The sequence below is a fragment of the Algibacillus agarilyticus genome (genome assembly GCF_003286125.1).
Taxonomy (GTDB): domain Bacteria; phylum Pseudomonadota; class Gammaproteobacteria; order Enterobacterales; family Alteromonadaceae; genus Algibacillus; species Algibacillus agarilyticus.
In genome coordinates this window covers 1-17,862 of record NZ_QMED01000052.1, presented here as the reverse complement: position 1 = coordinate 17,862, position 17,862 = coordinate 1, and the positions used below count along the sequence as shown (strand labels likewise).

Here is a 17,862-nt window from a genome sequence, read left to right as displayed (position 1 = left end):
CACGTTGACCACGGTAAAACTACATTAACTGCAGCAATCTCTACTACACTTGCAAAAGTATATGGTGGTGAAGCTAAAGATTTCGCAGCAATCGATAACGCTCCAGAAGAGCGCGAGCGTGGTATCACTATTTCAACTTCACATGTTGAATATGATACGCCTAGCCGTCATTACGCACACGTTGACTGTCCAGGTCATGCTGATTATGTTAAAAACATGATCACTGGTGCTGCTCAAATGGATGGTGCTATCTTAGTAGTATCTGCTGCTGATGGCCCAATGCCACAAACACGTGAGCACATCTTATTATCACGTCAAGTTGGTGTTCCATATATCATCGTATTCATGAACAAATGTGACATGGTAGATGATGAAGAGTTATTAGAATTAGTTGAAATGGAAGTACGTGAGTTACTTTCAGAATATGACTTCCCAGGTGACGACTTACCATTAATCCAAGGTTCTGCTTTAAAAGCGCTTCAAGGCGAAAAAGAGTGGGAAGATAAGATTGTTGAGTTAGGTGAAGCACTAGATTCATATATCCCAGAACCAGAGCGTGACATCGACAAGCCTTTCTTAATGCCTGTTGAAGATGTATTCTCAATCTCAGGTCGTGGTACAGTTGTAACAGGTCGTGTAGAATCAGGTATCGTAAAAGTTGGTGAAGAAATCGCCATCGTTGGTATCCGTGAAACACAAACGACAACGTGTACGGGTGTTGAAATGTTCCGTAAGTTGCTTGACGAAGGTCGTGCAGGTGAGAACGTTGGTGCATTATTACGTGGTACTAAGCGTGATGATGTAGAACGTGGTCAAGTATTATGTAAGCCAGGTTCAATCACTCCACATACTAAGTTTGAATCAGAAGTATACGTACTTTCTAAAGATGAAGGTGGCCGTCATACTCCATTCTTCAAAGGTTACCGTCCACAGTTCTACTTCCGTACAACTGACGTAACTGGTGCTGTAGAGTTACCAGAAGGCGTAGAAATGGTAATGCCAGGCGACAACATCAAGATGGTTGTAGAGCTAATTGCTCCAATCGCGATGGACGAAGGTTTACGCTTCGCTATCCGTGAAGGTGGTCGTACTGTTGGTGCTGGTGTCGTTGCAAGCATCGTAGAATAAACGCATATTGATGTGTTTACCAAGCCTCGGTTTTATACCGGGGCTTTTGCCATTTTGCTAGGCAAGCAAAAAATTGTACAGGGGTGTAGTTCCAATTGGTAGAACAGCGGTCTCCAAAACCGACGGTTGGGAGTTCGAATCTCTCCACCCCTGCCAACTCTTGAAGAGTTAAAGCTGTAAATAAAGTACTTAGTTAAATTAATATAAAAAATAATAAGTCTTTAAATTATTTTAAAGTCGATTTAACTAAGTAGTTTTTATATGTTGAATATGCCTGATAGGCAATAATTAAGGTTTTTTACCATGAGCGTAGAAGTCGAAGAACAATCAAGTAGTCTTGATAGCATTAAATGGCTTGTTACTATTGCCATATTAATTGCTGCAGTGGTTGGCAATTATATGTATGCTGAACAAGTTTCTGTATTATGGCGCGCCATTGGTGTGGTAGCTGCAGTTATTGTTGCATTTTTAATAGCTAGTAAAACTGCTAAAGGACAAGATGCTTTAGTTTTTTCTAAAGACTCTCGCACAGAAGTTCGAAAAGTTGTTTGGCCAACACGTCAAGAAACAATGCAAACAACAATCGTTGTAATTATTGCAACACTGATTATGTCATTAATCCTTTGGGGGATTGATGGTATAATGCTTCGTGTTGTAGCCTTTTTAACTGGATTGGAATTATAACCATGTCAGAATCAAAACTTAGATGGTACGTTGTACAAGCATTTTCTGGATATGAAGCGCGAGTATCAACGACTTTAAACGAACATATCAAGTTAAATGGCATGGAAGACTTTTTTGGTGAAGTACTGGTACCGACTGAAGAAGTTATTGAAATGCGTGCAGGCCAAAAACGCAAAAGTGAACGTAAATTCTTTCCTGGCTATGTTTTAGTGCAAATGATTATGAATGATCAATCATGGCATTTAGTAAAAAACACCCCTCGTGTTCTTGGCTTTATTGGTGGTACTTCAGATCGCCCCGCCCCTATTTCTGATAAAGAAGCGCAAGCTATTCTTAATCGTTTAGAAGAAACAGCCGAGAAACCAACTCATCGTCATTCATTTGAGCCTGGTGAAGTTGTTCGTGTTAATGACGGACCATTTGCTGATTTTAATGGGGTTGTTGAAGAAGTCGATTATGATAAAAGCCGCTTAAAAGTTTCTGTACTTATATTTGGTCGTTCGACTCCTGTAGATTTAGAGTTTTCACAGGTTGAAAAAGGTTAAAGACTAGTCTATAATCCGCGCCCTTTGATACACAAATCAAATAAATTATAAAAAGCATAGTCATTTTAATGACTATGCTTAATTTTGTTTAAAAACTACGGGAAGCCGATTGAGTAGTGTTGTCCTCACAACATCTACGAGGCAATTACCCGGTAAATGAGGTCCTTAAAATGGCTAAAAAAGTAACCGCACTTATTAAGTTGCAAGTTGCAGCTGGTGCTGCAAACCCAAGTCCACCGGTTGGTCCTGCATTAGGTCAACATGGTGTTAACATCATGGAATTCTGTAAAGCGTTTAACGCAAAAACAGATAGCTTAGAAAAAGGCGCGCCAGTTCCTGTTGTTATTACAGTCTATGCTGATCGTTCTTTCACGTTTGAAACTAAAACTCCACCTGCTTCATTCTTATTAAAGAAAGCCGCTGGTGTTAAGAGTGGTTCTGGTAAACCAAACGTAGACAAAGTGGGTAAAGTTACACGTGCTCAAGTTGAAGAAATTGCGAAAATGAAAGAACCTGATTTAACCGCTGCTGATTTAGACGCTGCTGTTAATACTATCTCTGGTTCTGCACGTTCAATGGGCATAGTGGTAGAGGGTTAATCAGATGGCTAAATTAAGCAAAAAAGCTCGTGCAATCCGCGAGAAAGTTGAAGTAACAAAAGAGTATAGCTTTGATGAAGCGGTTGCTTTATTAAAAGAATTTGCAACTGCTAAATTCGTCGAAAGTGTTGATGTAGCTGTTAATTTAGGCATCGATGCACGTAAATCTGACCAAAATGTTCGTGGCGCTACTGTATTACCAAATGGTACAGGCCGTGAAGTTCGTGTTGCTGTTTTCACTCAAGGTGCAAACGCAGAAGCGGCTAAAGAAGCTGGTGCTGATTTAGTGGGTATGGATGACTTAGCTGAATTAGTTAAGAAAGGCGAAATGGACTTTGACGTAGTTGTTGCTTCTCCTGATGCAATGCGCGTTGTAGGTCAATTAGGTCAAATATTAGGCCCACGTGGTTTAATGCCTAACCCTAAAACAGGTACAGTTACACCTAATGTTGCTGATGCTGTTAAAAATGCTAAAGCAGGTCAAGTTCGTTATAGAAACGATAAAAACGGTATCATCCATACTACGATTGGTAAGGCTGATTTCGATGCTGACAAGCTTAAAGAAAACCTTGAAGTTTTATTGGTTGCGCTTAAAAAAGCTAAACCAACTCAAGCTAAAGGTGTATATCTTAAGAAAGTTAGCCTTTCTACAACTATGGGTGCCGGTGTAATCATCGACCAAAGTGGTTTAGAAACTAGCGTAGCATAAGAAATACTTAAATTGGCTTCGGCCAATTTATTTGGAGTTGGAACGTTAAATTTATTTAACGCTCCCGTCCAAGACCCTAAGCGCCTTACGGCTTAATGTTATAAACGCTTAGGTAGACGGTGAAGGAACTCAAGAAGATTTATCTTCTGGACCGGAAACCGTAAAGTCCTTACTAAGAAATTAGTAAGATTTAAGTAATCTAGGTGTAAACCTAGGGAATCCAGGAGAAAACCAATGGCATTAGGACTAGCTGGCAAGAAAGAAATTGTCGCTCAGGTTAACGAAGCTGCCAAAGGTGCCCTTTCTGCAGTTGTTGCTGATTCACGTGGTGTTGAAGCTAATGATATGACCGTTTTACGTGCTCAAGCACGTGAAGCTGGCGTTACGTTACAAGTTGTACGTAACACATTAGCTCGCATTGCTGTTGATGGCACAGACTTCGAATGTTTAAAAGAAGCATTCGTTGGACCAACTTTGATTGCATTTTCGAATGAGCACCCAGGTGCTGCAGCGCGTATATTTAAAGACTTTGCTAAGTCAAATAACGCGTTCGAAGTCAAAGCGGCTGCATTTGAAGGCTCATTAGCTGACATTGAAGTATTAGCGACGTTACCAACTTACGAAGAAGCACTTGCCAAACTTATGGCAACAATGAAAGAAGCTTCTGCAGGCAAGTTAGTACGTACAATTGCTGCACTTCGCGACCAAAAAGAAGAACAAGCTGCTTAATTAAGCGCTTATCACTAATACATTGTAAATTATTTTATTTTAGGAATTTGACTTATGTCTATCACTAAAGACCAAATCATCGAAGCTGTTGCAGAAATGTCTGTAATGGATGTTGTAGAACTTATCACTGCTATGGAAGAAAAATTCGGCGTAAGCGCGGCTGCTGCTGTTGCTGCTGGCCCTGCTGCTGCTGACGCAGCTGAAGAGCAAACTGAATTTGACGTTATCCTTAAAGCTGCTGGTCCTAACAAAGTTGCAACGATCAAAGCTGTTCGTGCTGCTACAGGTTTAGGCCTTAAAGAAGCTAAAGGCTTAGTAGATGGTGCTCCATCACCATTGAAAGAAGGCATTGAAAAAGCTGAAGCTGAAGCGCTTAAAGCGACTTTAGAAGAAGCTGGTGCAGAAGTTGAACTTAAGTAATTTATCTTATTAAATTACTGCCTGTAAAGGCTCGGGCTGATGGTTAATTGACCATCAGCCCTTTTTGCGCTGTATATTTTGTGAAAATTTACAGTGATTATTTCAAGACGATATCGATAGACGGCAGAGCACAAACACAGTTAAGAAGTTAAATTGACTACTTGAGGCTCGTGTTTACGTTCGGCAAGCTGAGGAACCCCATGGCTTATTCTTATACCGAAAAGAAACGCATTCGTAAGGATTTTGGTAAGCGTCCACAGGTTCTGGATGTACCTTACTTACTTTCCATCCAGTTGGATTCTTTCCGAAGATTTATTGATCCTGATCCTGATGGACAGTATGGCTTCGAAGCCGCATTCCGCTCCGTATTTCCAATCGCCAGCTACTCTGGTTACGCTGAATTACAATATGTCAGCTACAAGTTAGGCGAACCCGTATTTGACGTAAAAGAATGTCAAATCCGTGGGGTGACGTATTCTGCGCCATTGCGAGTAAAGCTTCGTTTAGTTATTTATGACAAAGAAGCGCCAGCAGGCACAGTAAAAGACATTAAAGAACAAGAAGTCTACATGGGTGAAATCCCATTAATGACTGACAATGGTACTTTTGTTATCAATGGTACTGAGCGTGTAATTGTATCTCAATTACACAGATCTCCAGGTGTCTTCTTCGATCATGACCGTGGTAAAACCCACTCATCTGGTAAGGTTTTATATAATGCTCGCGTTATACCTTACCGTGGTTCATGGTTAGATTTTGAATTTGATCCTAAAGATAGTTTATTCGTGCGAATCGATCGCCGTCGTAAACTTCCTGCATCGATCATTTTACGTGCACTTGAATATAGTACAGAAGAAATTTTGGCTATGTTCTTTGATAATGTGACATTTGAATTAGTCAGTGATCAATGCATGATGGATTTGATCCCTGATAGATTACGTGGTGAAACTGCTGCGTTTGATATTCATGATGATAAAGGCAATCTACTAGTAGAAAAAGGGCGTCGTATTACTGCACGTAATATCCGTCAAATAGAAAAAGCAAATACTAGTCGTGTCGCTGTTCCTGTTGAATATATCGTTGGTCGTACTTTATCTCACGACTATATTGATGAATCAACAGGCGAAATTATTGCTGAAGCAAATGCTGAAGTAACACTTGAATTAATTGCAGAATTAAGCCAAGCCGGCCATAAGAAAATTGATACGCTTTACATCAATGACTTAGATTGTGGTCCATATATGTCAGACACTTTGCGCGTAGATTCTACAACTAACCGCTTAGAAGCCTTAGTTGAAATTTACCGCATGATGCGTCCTGGTGAGCCACCAACAAAAGATGCAGCTGAAGGCCTATTTGAGAATTTATTCTTTAATGGCGACCGTTACGACTTATCAACGGTTGGTCGTATGAAGTTTAACCGTCGTGTTGGACGTGAAGAGTTAATAGGTGAAGGTATATTATCTAAAGATGATATTACTTCAGTTATGAAAACGTTAATCGCGATCCGTGATGGTAAAGGCGAAGTCGATGATATCGATCACTTAGGTAATCGTCGTATACGCTCTGTTGGTGAAATGGCTGAAAACCAATTCAGAGTTGGTTTGGTTCGCGTAGAACGAGCTGTTAAAGAGCGCTTAAGTTTAGGCGATCTTGATAATATTGCACCTCAAGATTTAATTAACGCGAAGCCAATTTCAGCTGCCGTTAAAGAATTCTTTGGCTCTTCACAGTTATCACAATTTATGGACCAAAATAATCCATTGTCAGAAGTTACGCATAAGCGTCGTATTTCTGCTTTAGGTCCAGGTGGTTTGACACGTGAACGTGCTGGTTTCGAAGTTCGAGATGTACATCCGACACATTATGGTCGTTTATGTCCAATCGAAACGCCTGAAGGTCCAAACATTGGTCTAATTAACTCATTAGCAAGTTATGCAAGAACGAATGATTTTGGCTTCATTGAAACGCCTTACCGTCGAGTAATTGATGGTGTTGTTACTGAAGAAATAGAATACCTTTCAGCTATTGAAGAAAACAATCATGTAATCGCTCAGGCAAGTGCTGATGTAGATGCTGAAATGCGATTAACAAGCGACTTGGTAGCGTGTAGACATCAAAATGAATTTACATTGATGGATGCAGCAAGTATTCAATATATGGATGTTGCACCGCAGCAGATCGTATCGATTGCCGCAAGTTTGATCCCGTTCTTAGAACACGATGATGCTAACCGTGCATTAATGGGTTCAAACATGCAACGTCAAGCCGTTCCAACGTTAAAAGCTGATAAGCCTTTAGTTGGTACCGGTGTTGAGAAAACAGTCGCTGTTGACTCTGGCGTAACGATTGTTGCTAAACGTGGTGGTAGTGTTGATTACGTAGATGCTTCGCGCATTGTAATCAAAGTTAATGAAAATGAAACTATTGCTGGTGAAGCTGGCATAGATATATATAACTTAACTAAATACACCCGTTCAAATCAAAATACATGTATTAACCAAAGACCAACGGTCGCAATGAATGATCCGATTGTTCGTGGTGATGTATTAGCTGATGGCCCATCTACCGATTTAGGTGAGTTAGCACTTGGTCAAAATATGCGTGTCGCGTTTATGCCTTGGAATGGTTACAACTACGAAGATTCAATTTTGATATCTGAACGAGTTGTGCAAGAAGACCGTTTAACGACAATTCACATTCAAGAATTAAGCTGTATTGCTCGTGATACTAAGCTTGGGCCAGAAGAAATAACGGCTGATATTCCAAATGTAGGTGAATCTGCATTAAGTAAATTGGATGAGTCAGGTGTTGTTTATATCGGGGCTGAAGTTAAAGGCGGCGATATTTTAGTTGGTAAAGTAACCCCTAAAGGTGAATCTCAACTAACGCCAGAAGAGAAGCTTTTAAGAGCAATCTTTGGTGAAAAAGCTTCAGACGTAAAAGATAGTTCTTTACGTGTACCAAACTCAGTTGTGGGTACGGTTATTGATGTTCAAGTATTTACACGTGATGGTGTTGAAAAAGACAAACGTGCGAAAGAAATTGAACAATATCAAGTTGAAGAAGCAAAGAAAGATTTAACAACTGAATTTAAGATCTTTGAAGACGGTATTTATGCCCGTGCTCGTTTGTTATTAACAAATAACGGCGTTGATGGCGCAGTATTAGATAGCCTACCCAGAGAGCGTTGGTTGTTACAAACATTGGCAAGCGAAGAAAAACAAGCTGAGCTTGAGCAAATTGCTGAGCAATATGAAGAAATTCGTGCCGATTTTGATAAAAAATTAGAAGTTAAGCGTCGTAAAATTACCCAAGGTGATGATTTAGCGCCAGGTGTACTTAAGATTGTTAAAGTGTATCTTGCTGTTAAACGTCGTATTCAATCGGGTGATAAAATGGCTGGTCGACATGGTAACAAGGGTGTTATATCTACCATTGTTCCTGTAGAAGACATGCCGCACGATGCTAAAGGTACACCAGTCGATATCGTACTGAACCCACTAGGGGTACCATCACGTATGAACGTAGGGCAAATACTTGAGACCCACTTAGGTATGGCAGCTCGCGGCATGGGTGAAAAAATTGATGAAATGATTAAAGAGCAATGTGAGGTTGCTAAGCTTCGTGAATATCTAACTAAAGTTTATACCTCAGGTCAAAGCCGACAGGTTGTTGATATTGAAAACTTTACCGATCATGAAGTTCGTCGCTTAGCTGAAAACTTACGTAAAGGTGTACCTATTGCAACTCCTGTATTTGATGGTGCTGTTGAAAGCGAAATCAAAGATTTACTTGAGTTAGGTGGGATCCCAAGAGACGGTCAAATTGAATTGTTTGATGGTCGTACGGGTAATACATTTGAGCGTAAAGTAACAGTAGGTTACATGTATATGTTAAAACTGAATCACTTGGTTGATGACAAAATGCATGCGCGTTCTACTGGTTCATACAGTCTTGTTACGCAACAACCATTAGGCGGTAAAGCGCAGTTTGGTGGTCAGCGATTCGGTGAGATGGAAGTATGGGCACTTGAAGCTTACGGTGCTGCTTATACGTTACAAGAAATGTTAACTGTGAAATCAGATGACGTTAATGGACGTACTAAAATGTACAAAAACATTGTTGATGGAAACCATACAATGGAACCAGGCATGCCGGAATCATTTAACGTATTGTTGAAAGAGATCCGTTCACTTGGTATCAACATTGAATTAGACGAAGATTAATTCTTCGTTGCACCGTAGCCTCGATTAGCGGTTATTAGTTATGTGCTGCTGCTTATATTAGCAGCAGCTTAGGAATTAACTCCGACAGGAGAATTAGCGTGAAAGACTTACTAAAGTTTCTCAAGCAACAAAATAAAACTGAAGAGTTTGGCGGCATACGCATTGGTTTAGCATCACCAGATCAAATCCGTTCATGGTCATTTGGTGAAGTTAAAAAGCCTGAAACTATTAACTACCGTACTTTTAAGCCTGAACGTGACGGCTTATTCTGTGCGCGTATTTTTGGCCCTGTTAAAGATTATGAATGCTTATGTGGTAAATATAAGCGTCTTAAGCATCGCGGTGTAATTTGTGAGAAATGTGGCGTTGAAGTTACATTGACCAAAGTCCGTCGTGAGCGTATGGGCCATATTGAATTAGCTAGCCCTGTTGCACATATTTGGTTCCTTAAATCATTACCTTCTCGTATTGGTTTAATGTTAGATATGACATTGCGTGACATTGAACGCATTTTATATTTTGAATCATATGTCGTGACTGAAGCCGGTATGACATCACTAGAACGTGGTGAAATGCTGTCTGAAGAAAATTACCTAGATGCTCTAGAAGAGCATGGTGACGAATTCGAAGCTAAAATGGGTGCAGAAGCTGTTCTTGCTTTATTGATTGAAATTGATCTTGAAAAAGAAATTTCTATCATGCGTGAAGAGTTGCCTGAAATTAATTCAGAGACTAAACGTAAGAAAATTACAAAACGTCTTAAATTAATGGAAGCTTTTTTCCATTCAGGTAATAAACCAGAGTGGATGATTCTTGACGTATTACCTGTTTTACCACCAGATCTACGCCCATTAGTTCCACTTGATGGTGGTCGTTTTGCTACCTCTGACTTAAATGATTTATACCGTCGTGTTATTAACCGTAATAACCGTTTAAAGCGTCTATTAGATTTAGCGGCTCCTGATATTATCGTACGTAATGAAAAACGTATGTTACAAGAAGCGGTTGATGCATTATTAGATAATGGCCGTCGTGGTAGAGCTATTACCGGTTCAAATAAACGCCCACTTAAATCACTTGCCGATATGATCAAAGGTAAGCAAGGTCGTTTCCGTCAAAACTTACTTGGTAAACGTGTTGATTACTCTGGTCGTTCTGTAATCACCGTTGGTCCAACATTACGTTTACATCAATGTGGTCTTCCAAAGAAGATGGCATTAGAGTTATTTAAGCCTTTTATCTACGGTAAATTAGAGTTACGTGGTCTAGCAACGACGATTAAAGCGGCTAAAAAGCTTGTTGAACGCGAAGCACCAGAAGTTTGGGATGTGTTAGACGAAGTTATTCGTGAACATCCAGTATTACTAAACCGTGCACCGACACTTCATAGATTAGGTATTCAAGCATTTGAACCTGTTCTAATTGAAGGTAAAGCTATTCATTTACATCCATTGGTATGTGCGGCATATAATGCCGACTTCGATGGTGACCAAATGGCTGTACACGTACCGTTAACACTTGAAGCTCAATTAGAAGCTCGTGCGTTAATGATGTCTACGAACAATATTCTTGCGCCGGCAAACGGTGAACCAATCATCGTACCCTCACAAGATGTTGTATTAGGGCTTTATTACATGACTCGCGATCGCATTAATGCGAAAGGTGAAGGTTTAGTATTTAAAGATCCTAAAGAAGCTGAAAAAGCCTATAGAACAGGTAACGCCGATCTACACGCTCGCATCCAAGTTAGAATAACTGAAGTATTTACTGATGAAGAAGGCAATCGCACCGTTTCTACTGAATTGAAAAAAACTACAGTAGGTCGTGCAATATTATCATTAGTTTTACCTGAAGGTTTACCGTTTGAGCTTATTGATCAAGCCATGGGTAAAAAGCCAATTTCTCGTATGCTTAACACTTGTTATCGTATGCTTGGTTTAAAACCTACGGTTATTTTTGCTGACCAAGTGATGTATACCGGTTTCCATTATGCAATGGTTGCGGGTGCCTCTATTGGTATCAATGATATGGTCATTCCAGACGCGAAGAAAAATATCATTGAAGAAGCTGAAGCTGAAGTTACAGAGATACAACAACAGTTCCAATCTGGTCTAGTAACGGCAGGTGAAAAATATAACAAAGTAATCGATATTTGGTCTGCCGCTAATGAGCGTGTTTCAAAAGCGATGATGGATAACTTATCGAAAGAAACCGTTATAAACGCGCAAGGCGAACCTGAAGTACAAGACAGCTTTAATAGTATCTTTATGATGGCTGATTCCGGTGCTCGTGGTAGTGCTGCACAGATTCGTCAATTGGCGGGTATGCGTGGTCTAATGGCTAAACCCGATGGTTCAATCATTGAAACACCTATTATTGCAAACTTCCGTGAAGGTTTGAACGTACTTCAGTACTTCATATCAACACATGGTGCGCGTAAAGGTTTGGCCGATACCGCACTTAAAACAGCTAACTCGGGTTATTTGACTCGTCGTTTAGTTGATGTTGCGCAGGATTTAGTCGTAAACGCTGTAGACTGTGGTACTGAAAACGGTTTTGTAATGCGTCCGCTAATCGAAGGTGGTGACGTTGTTGAGCCTTTACGCGAACGTGTTCTTGGTCGTGTTGTCGCTAAAGATATCTACAAGCCTAATACAAATGAAGTATTAGTTGAACGTAATATCATGCTTGATGAAAAACTGTGTGATCTTCTTGAAGAAAACTCGGTTGATGAAGTACTCGTTCGTTCTGCAATCACGTGTGAAAATGATTTTGGCGTTTGTTCAAATTGCTATGGTCGTGATTTAGCACGTGGTCACATTGTTAATCAAGGTGAATCAGTTGGTGTAATTGCTGCACAATCAATTGGTGAGCCTGGTACACAGCTAACGATGCGTACATTCCACATCGGTGGTGCTGCATCTAGAGCCTCTGCTGAAAACAGCGTACAAGTTAAAACTGATGGTTCAATTAAGCTTTACAAAGCTAAACACGTAACTAACAGTGACAATAATTTAGTGATAACTTCTCGTTCAACTGAATTAACAGTAATCGATTCGATGGGACGTGAGAAAGAGCGCTATAAAGTTCCTTACGGTGCTATTTTAAACCGTGGCGATAAAGATGCTGTTTCTCCTGGTGACGTTGTTGCTAATTGGGATCCGCATACGCATCCAATCATCACTGAAGCGGCTGGTAAGGTTCAGTTCCAAGAGATGATTGAAGGTGTGACGATCACTCGTCAAACCGATGATTTGACAGGTTTATCTTCAATTGTTGTTATCGACGCTAAAGACCGAACAACGGCGGGTAAAGAAATGCGCCCAGCTGTACGTTTAGTTGATGCTAACGGCAACGACTTGATGATCCCTGGAACAGATGTTACGGCTTTATACTATTTACCAGGTAATGCTTTAGTTAACCTAGAAGATGGTGCTGCGGTAAATGTGGGTGATGCAATCGCTCGTATACCACAAGAAAGCTCTAAAACTCGTGATATTACCGGTGGTCTTCCACGTGTTGCTGATTTATTTGAAGCGCGTAAACCAAAAGAGCCTGCAATCTTAGCTGAGCGTTCTGGTACTATTTCGTTTGGTAAAGAAACAAAAGGTAAGAAACGTCTTGTTATTACACCAAATGACGGTTCAGCTGTATACGAAGAAATGATCCCTAAATGGCGTCAATTGAACGTATTTGAAGGTGAATTAGTTGAAAAAGGTGAAGTCATTGCAGATGGTCCAGAATCATCACATGACATCTTACGTTTACGTGGCATTGATGATGTAGCTAACTACATTGTAAACGAGGTACAAGAAGTCTATCGTTTACAAGGTGTTAAAATTAATGATAAACATATTGAAGTTATCATTCGTCAAATGCTACGTAAGTGTACAATTATACAGTCTGGTTCAAGTGAGTTCTTAGAAGGTGAAACGGCTGAAGTTGCACGGGTTAAAATTAAGAACCGTGAACTTGAAGCTGAAGGAAAACCATTAACAACATTTGAATATCAATTGTTAGGTATAACTAAAGCTTCACTTTCAACTGAGTCATTTATCTCAGCTGCTTCATTCCAAGAAACAACTCGTGTGTTAACGGAAGCGGCAGTGGGTGGTAAGCGAGATGAATTACGTGGTCTTAAAGAAAACGTAATTGTAGGCCGATTAATTCCTGCGGGTACCGGTTTTGCATATCATCAACAACGTGCAGAAAATAAAACAGCTACGCAAGTCGAAGTTGAAGAGCCACAAGTTACGGCTGATGACGCAGAAAGTGCCTTAATTGATGCTTTAAATGCAGATTTGTCGGGTGATTCTTAATAAATCTGCCATGCTGGGCAATAAACTGGCATAAAGGATTAAGCTGTTATTGACAGTTTAATCTTTGACCATTAAAATTCCGCGTCCTTAAAATCTAGGGACGCGGATTTTTCACTTTAAAACGCTAGTATTTCTTTTTCATTAATATTAATGAAATTGTAAAATACTGAAATTAACATTTTTAGGAGCAGTTAATGGCAACTATTAACCAGCTCGTGCGCAAGCCTCGCGTAAAGCCCGTTGAAAAAAGCAACGTAGCGGCCTTACAAGCTTGTCCACAGCGTCGTGGTGTTTGTACTCGTGTATACACGACTACACCAAAAAAACCTAACTCAGCATTACGTAAAGTATGCCGTGTTCGTTTAACTAACGGTCATGAAGTTTCTTCATACATCGGTGGTGAAGGTCATAACTTACAAGAGCATAGTGTTGTTCTTATTCGTGGTGGTCGTGTTAAAGATTTACCCGGTGTGCGTTATCACACTGTTCGCGGTGCACTCGATTGCGCTGGCGTAAATGATCGTAAGCAAGGTCGTTCTAAGTACGGTACTAAGCGTCCTAAGTCATAATCGGTTCTTTGATCCGAGTAAGGCCAAACATTTAATTTAGTTTTGGGTATTCCCTGAAAAATTGGAGAATTGAGATGCCAAGAAGAAGAGTTGTAGGACAACGTAAAATCCTACCAGATCCAAAGTTCAAATCAGAACTTTTAGCAAAATTCATTAATGTCGTTATGTTAGACGGCAAAAAATCTGTTGCAGAGAAAATCGTATACGGTGCTCTTGATATTGCTTCAGAAAAATCTACTAAAGATCATTTAGAAGTATTCGAAAATGCTCTTGACCACGTTCGTCCTAGCGTAGAAGTTAAATCTCGACGTGTTGGTGGTTCAACTTATCAAGTGCCTGTAGAAGTACGTCCAGTACGTCGTAACACACTAGGTATGCGTTGGTTAGTAGAAGCAGCTCGTAAGCGTGGTGAAAAATCTATGGCTCAGCGTCTAGCCGCAGAAATTGTAGACGCAGCAGAAAGTAAAGGTTCAGCCGTTAAGAAACGTGAAGACGTTCATAAAATGGCCGATGCTAATAAAGCTTTTGCTCATTACCGTTGGTAATAAAATCAAATGGTTGCTCATATTGAGCAACCATTATTTTGACTATTAAATAAAGCATTGAATAACAGTTTTTTATTTAAAAGTCAGTACTCAATATTTTAATTAAGGATGTTCCATTGTCTCGTAAAACCCCGATAAATCGTTACCGTAACATAGGTATTTGTGCTCATGTAGATGCGGGTAAAACGACTACGACAGAGCGTGTATTATTTTACACGGGTATGTCACATAAAATCGGCGAAGTTCATGATGGCGCGGCCACTATGGACTGGATGGAACAAGAGCAAGAACGTGGTATAACAATCACATCTGCTGCTACGACTTGCTTCTGGCGCGGTATGGATGCGCAATTTGACGAGCATCGCATAAATATTATTGATACCCCTGGTCACGTAGATTTTACAATTGAAGTTGAACGTTCATTACGTGTGTTAGATGGTGCTGTACTGGTTTTATGTGGTTCTTCTGGTGTTCAGCCACAAACTGAAACGGTTTGGCGTCAAATGGAGAAATATCAGGTTCCACGTATGGTCTTTGTCAATAAAATGGATCGCACGGGTGCAGATTACCTTAAAGTTATTGAACAGATGCGTGATCGCCTTAAGGCCAATCCTGTACCTATTCATCTTGCTATTGGTGCAGAAGAAGAATTTAAGGGCGTTATTGATCTGGTTAAAATGAAAGCGATTAACTGGAATGATGAAGATCAAGGCACAACATTTACGTATGAAGCTATCCCTGCGGACTTGCAGACATTAGCTGACGAATGGCGTGAGCATTTACTTGATTCTGCAGCTGAATCAAGTGAAGAGTTGATGGACCTTTATTTAAATGAAGGTGATATACCTGAAGCTCAATTGAAAGCGGCTATTCGTGATTTAACCATTAGAAATCAAATAATACCGTGCACGTGTGGATCTGCATTTAAAAACAAAGGCGTCCAAGCGGTACTCGATTCCGTTGTTGAGTATTTACCTTCGCCAACTGAAGTTCAAGCGATCACGGGTATTAATGAAGATGAAACGGAAGGGACGCGCGAATCTAATGACGAAGCCCCTTTTGCTGCGTTAGCGTTTAAAATTGCGACCGACCCTTTTGTGGGAACATTAACATTTTTCCGCGTATACTCAGGTGTCGTAGGGCAGGGTGATGCCGTTTATAACCCGATTAAATTCAAAAAAGAACGCTTGGGACGAATAGTGCAAATGCATGCGAACTCTCGTGAAGAGATAAAAGAAGTTCGTGCCGGTGATATCGCCGCCGCTATTGGTCTAAAAGATGTTACTACTGGTGATACATTGTGTGATCCTAATCATATTATTACACTAGAAAAAATGGAATTTCCAGAGCCGGTGATTTCTGTTGCGGTTGAACCTAAAACGGTTGCTGATCAAGATAAAATGGGACTTGCTTTGGGTAAATTAGCAGCAGAAGACCCGTCATTCAGAGTTGAAACCGATAACGAAACGGGGCAAACTATTATATCAGGGATGGGTGAATTACATCTTGATATCATTGTTGACCGAATGAAACGTGAATTTAAAGTTGAGTGCAGTGTTGGCCAACCTCAAGTTTCTTATCGTGAAACAATACGCTCATCTGTTGAAGTTGAGGGTAAATTTGTTCGTCAATCAGGTGGCCGTGGACAATTTGGTCATGTTTGGCTTAAAATTGAGCCGCTTGAAGAGGGTGGCGGATTTGAGTTTGTGAATAACATAGTGGGTGGTGCTGTTCCTAAAGAATACATACCGGCTATTGAAAAAGGCTGTAGAGAGCAAATGGATACCGGGGTACTTGCTGGTTATCCGTTACTTGATGTTAAAGTGACATTATTTGATGGTTCTTTCCATGATGTTGACTCTAACGAAATGGCATTTAAAATCGCAGCATCAATGGGCTTTCAAAAAGGTGCGTTACAGGCTAGCCCTGTAATACTAGAACCTATGATGAAAGTAGAAGTCACCACTCCTGAAGAGAACATGGGAGATGTAGTGGGTGATTTAAATCGCCGACGTGGACTCATTGAAGGTATGGATGAAGGCATGAGTGGTATGAAGCAAGTCAATGCTTCAGTACCTCTAGCTGAAATGTTTGGTTATGCAACTGATTTGCGAAGTGCAACTCAGGGGCGAGCTTCATATTCAATGGAGTTTAGCCAGTATAGTGAAGCATCAAAAAATGTAGCTGATGCTATAATCAATCGACGTAATTAATTTCATATGAAAATCGTTTAATTTAGAGCTCTGGATTAAACACTAAACAAAAAGGTACTGGAAAGTGGCTAAAGAAAAATTTGAACGTACGAAACCGCACGTCAACGTTGGTACTATCGGACACGTTGACCACGGTAAAACTACATTAACTGCAGCAATCTCTACTACACTTGCAAAAGTATATGGTGGTGAAGCTAAAGATTTCGCAGCAATCGATAACGCTCCAGAAGAGCGCGAGCGTGGTATCACTATTTCAACTTCACATGTTGAATATGATACGCCTAGCCGTCATTACGCACACGTTGACTGTCCAGGTCATGCTGATTATGTTAAAAACATGATCACTGGTGCTGCTCAAATGGATGGTGCTATCTTAGTAGTATCTGCTGCTGATGGCCCAATGCCACAAACACGTGAGCACATCTTATTATCACGTCAAGTTGGTGTTCCATATATCATCGTATTCATGAACAAATGTGACATGGTAGATGATGAAGAGTTATTAGAATTAGTTGAAATGGAAGTACGTGAGTTACTTTCAGAATATGACTTCCCAGGTGACGACTTACCATTAATCCAAGGTTCTGCTTTAAAAGCGCTTCAAGGCGAAAAAGAGTGGGAAGATAAGATTGTTGAGTTAGGTGAAGCACTAGATTCATATATCCCAGAACCAGAGCGTGACATCGACAAGCCTTTCTTAATGCCTGTTGAAGATGTATTCTCAATCTCAGGTCGTGGTACAGTTGTAACAGGTCGTGTAGAATCAGGTATCGTAAAAGTTGGTGAAGAAATCGCCATCGTTGGTATCCGTGAAACACAAACGACAACGTGTACGGGTGTTGAAATGTTCCGTAAGTTGCTTGACGAAGGTCGTGCAGGTGAGAACGTTGGTGCATTATTACGTGGTACTAAGCGTGATGATGTAGAACGTGGTCAAGTATTATGTAAGCCAGGTTCAATCACTCCACATACTAAGTTTGAATCAGAAGTATACGTACTTTCTAAAGATGAAGGTGGCCGTCATACTCCATTCTTCAAAGGTTACCGTCCACAGTTCTACTTCCGTACAACTGACGTAACTGGTGCTGTAGAGTTACCAGAAGGCGTAGAAATGGTAATGCCAGGCGACAACATCAAGATGGTTGTAGAGCTAATTGCTCCAATCGCGATGGA

At 40.4% G+C, this 17,862-nt stretch carries 13 protein-coding genes and 1 tRNA gene; all 14 read left to right on the top strand.

The window, feature by feature from the left end:
• Positions 1-1,128 (top strand): elongation factor Tu (tuf, locus tag DPX34_RS21000; RefSeq protein ID WP_111980384.1); only part of this gene is annotated, 1,128 nt, incomplete at its 5' end.
• A 79-nt stretch (positions 1,129-1,207) separates the two neighbouring features.
• Positions 1,208-1,284 (top strand) — tRNA-Trp (locus tag DPX34_RS20995).
• 147 nt (positions 1,285-1,431) lie between these two features.
• The gene (gene secE, locus DPX34_RS20990) at positions 1,432-1,812 is read left to right on the top strand and encodes a preprotein translocase subunit SecE (protein ID WP_111980383.1); all 381 of its coding nucleotides are present in this window, start codon (positions 1,432-1,434) and stop codon (positions 1,810-1,812) included.
• 2 nt (positions 1,813-1,814) lie between these two features.
• Positions 1,815-2,357 carry a transcription termination/antitermination protein NusG gene (gene nusG, locus DPX34_RS20985; protein WP_111980382.1) on the top strand — a complete coding sequence of 181 codons (543 nt, stop codon included), beginning with the start codon at positions 1,815-1,817 and terminating at the stop codon, positions 2,355-2,357.
• Positions 2,358-2,527: 170 nt separating this feature from the next.
• The gene (gene rplK / locus DPX34_RS20980) at positions 2,528-2,956 is read left to right on the top strand and encodes a 50S ribosomal protein L11 (protein ID WP_111980381.1); all 429 of its coding nucleotides are present in this window, start codon (positions 2,528-2,530) and stop codon (positions 2,954-2,956) included.
• Positions 2,957-2,960: 4 nt separating this feature from the next.
• Positions 2,961-3,665 carry a 50S ribosomal protein L1 gene (gene rplA / locus DPX34_RS20975; RefSeq protein WP_111980380.1) on the top strand — a complete coding sequence of 235 codons (705 nt, stop codon included), beginning with the start codon at positions 2,961-2,963 and terminating at the stop codon, positions 3,663-3,665.
• 234 nt (positions 3,666-3,899) lie between these two features.
• On the top strand, positions 3,900-4,394 hold the full coding sequence (rplJ, locus tag DPX34_RS20970) for a 50S ribosomal protein L10 (RefSeq protein WP_111980379.1): 495 nt from the start codon (positions 3,900-3,902) through the stop codon (positions 4,392-4,394).
• 54 nt (positions 4,395-4,448) lie between these two features.
• Complete coding sequence (rplL, locus tag DPX34_RS20965) at positions 4,449-4,814, top strand: 50S ribosomal protein L7/L12 (protein ID WP_111980378.1); 366 nt, start codon at positions 4,449-4,451, stop codon at positions 4,812-4,814.
• A gap of 200 nt (positions 4,815-5,014) precedes the next feature.
• Positions 5,015-9,043, top strand: coding sequence for a DNA-directed RNA polymerase subunit beta (gene rpoB / locus DPX34_RS20960; protein ID WP_111980377.1), 4,029 nt, complete (start codon positions 5,015-5,017; stop codon positions 9,041-9,043).
• Between the two features lie 98 nt (positions 9,044-9,141).
• Positions 9,142-13,362 (top strand): DNA-directed RNA polymerase subunit beta', encoded by a 4,221-nt coding sequence (rpoC, locus tag DPX34_RS20955; protein WP_111980376.1) that lies wholly within the window; start codon positions 9,142-9,144, stop codon positions 13,360-13,362.
• Between the two features lie 194 nt (positions 13,363-13,556).
• Positions 13,557-13,931, top strand: a complete 375-nt coding sequence (gene rpsL / locus DPX34_RS20950) for a 30S ribosomal protein S12 (RefSeq protein ID WP_111980375.1) — start codon at positions 13,557-13,559, stop codon at positions 13,929-13,931.
• 74 nt (positions 13,932-14,005) lie between these two features.
• Complete coding sequence (gene rpsG / locus DPX34_RS20945; RefSeq protein ID WP_111980374.1) at positions 14,006-14,476, top strand: 30S ribosomal protein S7; 471 nt, start codon at positions 14,006-14,008, stop codon at positions 14,474-14,476.
• A 116-nt stretch (positions 14,477-14,592) separates the two neighbouring features.
• A complete protein-coding gene (gene fusA / locus DPX34_RS20940) occupies positions 14,593-16,689 on the top strand; it encodes an elongation factor G (RefSeq protein ID WP_111980373.1) in 2,097 nt (698 codons plus the stop codon).
• Between the two features lie 64 nt (positions 16,690-16,753).
• A partial coding sequence (gene tuf, locus DPX34_RS20935; RefSeq protein ID WP_111978202.1) for an elongation factor Tu occupies positions 16,754-17,862 on the top strand: 1,109 nt, incomplete at its 3' end.